This window comes from Binatus sp. (SeqCode), from assembly GCF_036522015.1.
GTDB lineage: Bacteria > Desulfobacterota > Binatia > Binatales > Binataceae > Binatus.
The window spans coordinates 1-3,423 of record NZ_DATDGQ010000282.1; the positions used below are offsets into that span (position 1 = coordinate 1).

General features: G+C 60.9%; 4 protein-coding genes. All 4 read left to right on the forward strand.

Translation table 11 applies throughout. The features are described 5' to 3' along the window. Nucleotides 1-135: 135 nt before the first annotated feature. The 4 genes from VIW95_RS12075 to VIW95_RS12090 all read left to right on the forward strand — a co-directional run bounded on the left by VIW95_RS12075 (nt 136) and on the right by VIW95_RS12090 (nt 3,297). A complete protein-coding gene (locus tag VIW95_RS12075; RefSeq protein WP_331586784.1) occupies nt 136-1,248 on the forward strand; it encodes a cobalamin-independent methionine synthase II family protein in 1,113 nt (370 codons plus the stop codon). A 70-nt stretch (nt 1,249-1,318) separates the two neighbouring features. After that, nucleotides 1,319-1,876 (forward strand): carboxymuconolactone decarboxylase family protein, encoded by a 558-nt coding sequence (locus VIW95_RS12080; protein WP_331586786.1) that lies wholly within the window; start codon nt 1,319-1,321, stop codon nt 1,874-1,876. A 3-nt stretch (nt 1,877-1,879) separates the two neighbouring features. Then, nucleotides 1,880-2,506, forward strand: a complete 627-nt coding sequence (locus tag VIW95_RS12085) for a YdeI/OmpD-associated family protein (RefSeq protein ID WP_331586788.1) — start codon at nt 1,880-1,882, stop codon at nt 2,504-2,506. Between the two features lie 5 nt (nt 2,507-2,511). Continuing rightward, nucleotides 2,512-3,297 carry an SDR family NAD(P)-dependent oxidoreductase gene (locus VIW95_RS12090; RefSeq protein WP_331586790.1) on the forward strand — a complete coding sequence of 262 codons (786 nt, stop codon included), beginning with the start codon at nt 2,512-2,514 and terminating at the stop codon, nt 3,295-3,297. Nucleotides 3,298-3,423 lie beyond the last annotated feature (126 nt).

Below are 3,423 nucleotides of genomic sequence, written 5' to 3' on the forward strand. Positions count from 1 at the left end.
GGTTCCCGGCAGTCATCGCGCACATCAGCCCGGCCGCTCCGGCTCCCACGATCACAACGTCAAACGATTCCATCGCCGCAAGCGCATTATGCCAAACGTCGTGCGATTCGCTACAACGGTTTCAGGAGAATCGTGATGGCAGCCGAATATCGTGCGGAAGTGATCGGTTCGATGCTGCGGCCTGACTATCTCAAGGACGCGCGCAAGCGATGGGAAGCGGGAAACCTCGACACGCCGGATTTCAAGCAGGTCGAGGATCGCGCGGTTGACGAGATGATCGCGTTGCAGGAGCGATGCGGTGTCGACGTCGTCACTGATGGCGAGATGCGGCGTACGCATTTCATCGCGCCGCTGACCGACGTGATTTCGGGCGTCAAACCGATTCCCGCGTTCACGCGCGTCTGGCGCCGGCCTCACGAAAAGAATCAGAAGGCGGAGCAAACCGATATCCAGGTGCAGTATGCCGTAGTGGATCGGATTCATCGACTCAGATCGCTGACCAACGAAGAATTTGCGTACGCGCGAGGCCGTGCGAAGAAACCGCTGAAGGTAACGTTGCCGAGTCCGTTGATGATGACGCTGCGATGGTCGCCGGAATACTCGCGCGACGCATATCCCGATCCGTTCGCGCTGTTTCGCGACGCGGCTGAGATCGTGCGCGCCGAAGCGCGGGAACTTGCAGCGCTCGGCTGTGAGTATATCCAGATAGACGCGCCGGAACTCGGGATGCTGTGCGATCCGGAGCGCCGGCGCGAGGACTTCGCCGAGCGTGGGATGGATCCCGAGCGGCTGCTGACCGAGGGCATCGACATCATCAATTCGGTCGCCGAGGTCAGCGGCGTCACCTTCGCGCTCCATCTGTGCCGCGGCAACAACAAGGGTTACTACGTTGGCGAGGGCGGATACGAGTCGATCGCGAAACAGGTCTTTCAGCGCGCCGGCAACTTCGCGCGGTTCCTGCTCGAGTATGACGATTGGCGTTCCGGTTCCTTCGAGCCGATCCGCGAAATTCCGCACAACAAAAGCGTGGTGCTCGGGCTGATCTCGACCAAACGCGTCGAGCTCGAATCGGCGGATGGAGTCGTCGAGCGGATCGATGAGGCGAGCAAATATTTTCCGCGCGAGAAAATGGCGCTGTCCACGCAATGCGGTTTCGGCACGGTCTGGGAAGGCAATCCCATTCCCGAAGCGACGCAGGAAGCGAAACTGCGGCTGGTGGCTGAAATCGCGCATCGCGTGTGGCAATGAGAATCGATCGGCTGGAGAAAATCGCGAAGGTGGATTAAAGCTCAGCAATAACGACGACGGAGGAGTACCCGTGACTTCAAGAAAACAACGAATCCCGTTCCGCGACTTCTCAACTTTGAGCGCCGAGGACCGCGAGAGGGGCGAGCGCAACAAGGTTAACGGCGCGGTCGTCAACATCTTCAGGGTGTTGATGCAGAATCCAAAGCTGGCGCGAAGCTGGTCGCGCTTCGCCGGCTACATTCTGGGCGGTCAATCGCTGCCGGCGCGCGACCGCGAGATTTTGATTCTGCGCATCGGCTGGCTCAACCAGGCGCCCTACGAATGGGAGCAGCACGTGCGAATCGGCAAGGCCGCCGGACTCACCGACGACGAGATCGATCGCATCAGCAAGGGTCCGAAGGCTGGCTGGAACAAACACGATGCGGCGCTGATCCAGGCTGCCGACGATTTGCGCGAGAAGTCCGTCGTTTCGGAAGAAACCTGGCAGCAGTTGTCCGAGCGCTACAGCATCGAGCAGATGATGGACGCGGTTTTCACGATCGGGCAGTACAACCTGGTCTCGTGGGCGCTCAACAGTTTCGGCGTGCCGCTCGACGACTATCTGCCGGGCGCGCAGAAGAGCGCATAGCGAATGACATCGCCGAAGACCAGGAGCGATCTTCCGGTTCGCGCTTTTGCTTCGAGCGCCGAGTGGGAGGATTGGCTCGCGGCACAACCGCGCACGTCGAAAGGTGTGTGGTTGAAGCTGGCCAAGGCGTTGTCGGGAATCGCGAGCGTATCGAAGCAGGAAGCAATCGACGGCGCACTTTGTCATGGATGGATTGATGGACAACAGGATAAGTTCGACGCCAACTATTGGCTGATCCGCTTCACGCCGCGCCGTCCAAAGGGAAAATGGTCGCAGCTCAATCGCGAGCGGGCCACTGCTCTGATCAAGCTGGGTCGCGTGCGGCCGGCAGGGATGAGGGAGATCGAGCAAGCCAAATTCGATGGTCGGTGGCACGTCGCCTACGCACCACAGAGCAAGGCGGAGGTGCCTGAAGATCTCCAGTCGATGCTCGATCGCAATCCGCGCGCGAAGCGACACTTCGATCGACTCGACAGCGCCAATCGATACGCGATCCTGTATCGCGTTCATGACGCGAAGAAACCGGAAACGCGTGAGCAACGGATCGAAAAGTATGTGACGATGCTGAGTCGCGGCGAAACAATTCATCCCAGGAGCAGAACCAGGAAGAATCAAAGCCTGGTGAAATAAAAAACATGGATCTTCAACTGAAAGGAAAAACCGCGCTGATTCTCGGCGGCAGCAAGGGACTCGGGCGCGGCGTCGCCGACGCGCTCGCGGCTGAAGGCGTTGCGGTCGCGCTGGTTGCGCGCGGCCAGGAGGCGCTCGATCGCGCGGTCTCCGAAATCTCGTCGCGGGGTGCCAAGGCAGCGGGATTCGCGGCGGACCTCGCGCATTGGCCGAGCCTCGAGGCTGCTGCCAACGCGGCGCGCAAACAGCTGGGGGCCATCGACATCCTGCTCAACAATTCCGGCGGACCGCCGCCATCCGGCGTGGTCGGGGTGTCCGGCAAAGTCTGGGAGGAACAGTTCCAGGCGATGGTGATGCCGCTGTTTCGAATCACCGACTTGCTGATCGGCGATATGCGTGCGCGAAAGTGGGGACGTATCCTGAACATCGCATCGACCAGCGTGGTCGAGCCGCTCGCCGCGATCGGCGTGTCGAACACGCTGCGCAGTGCGATTGTCGGATGGGCCAAGACGCTCGCGACGGAGACCGCGCGCGACGGAATTACAGTCAACACCCTTTTGCCCGGCGCGATTACCACCGATCGCACAGTGCAACTCAGTCGCGTGACCGCCGAGCGCCAGAAGATTTCCGTCGAGGAGGCAGTGCAGCGCGGCGCGCAAGCGATTCCGGTTGGACGTTTCGGCACAACCGCGGAATTCGGCGCGGTCGCGGCGTTCCTGGCGAGTCCTCTGGCGGCCTACGTAACGGGTTCGTTGATCCGCATCGACGGCGGCGCACTTCGCTCGGTTTGAAACATGAGTAACTTGCTGCCGCTGAATTCCAAAATTCGCTTCGGCGCGATGACCACGGCCGCCGATCGCGAGCATGCGCTGAAGACCATCAACACGCTGTCCGAGTGGGGCTACGAAGGTATCTGG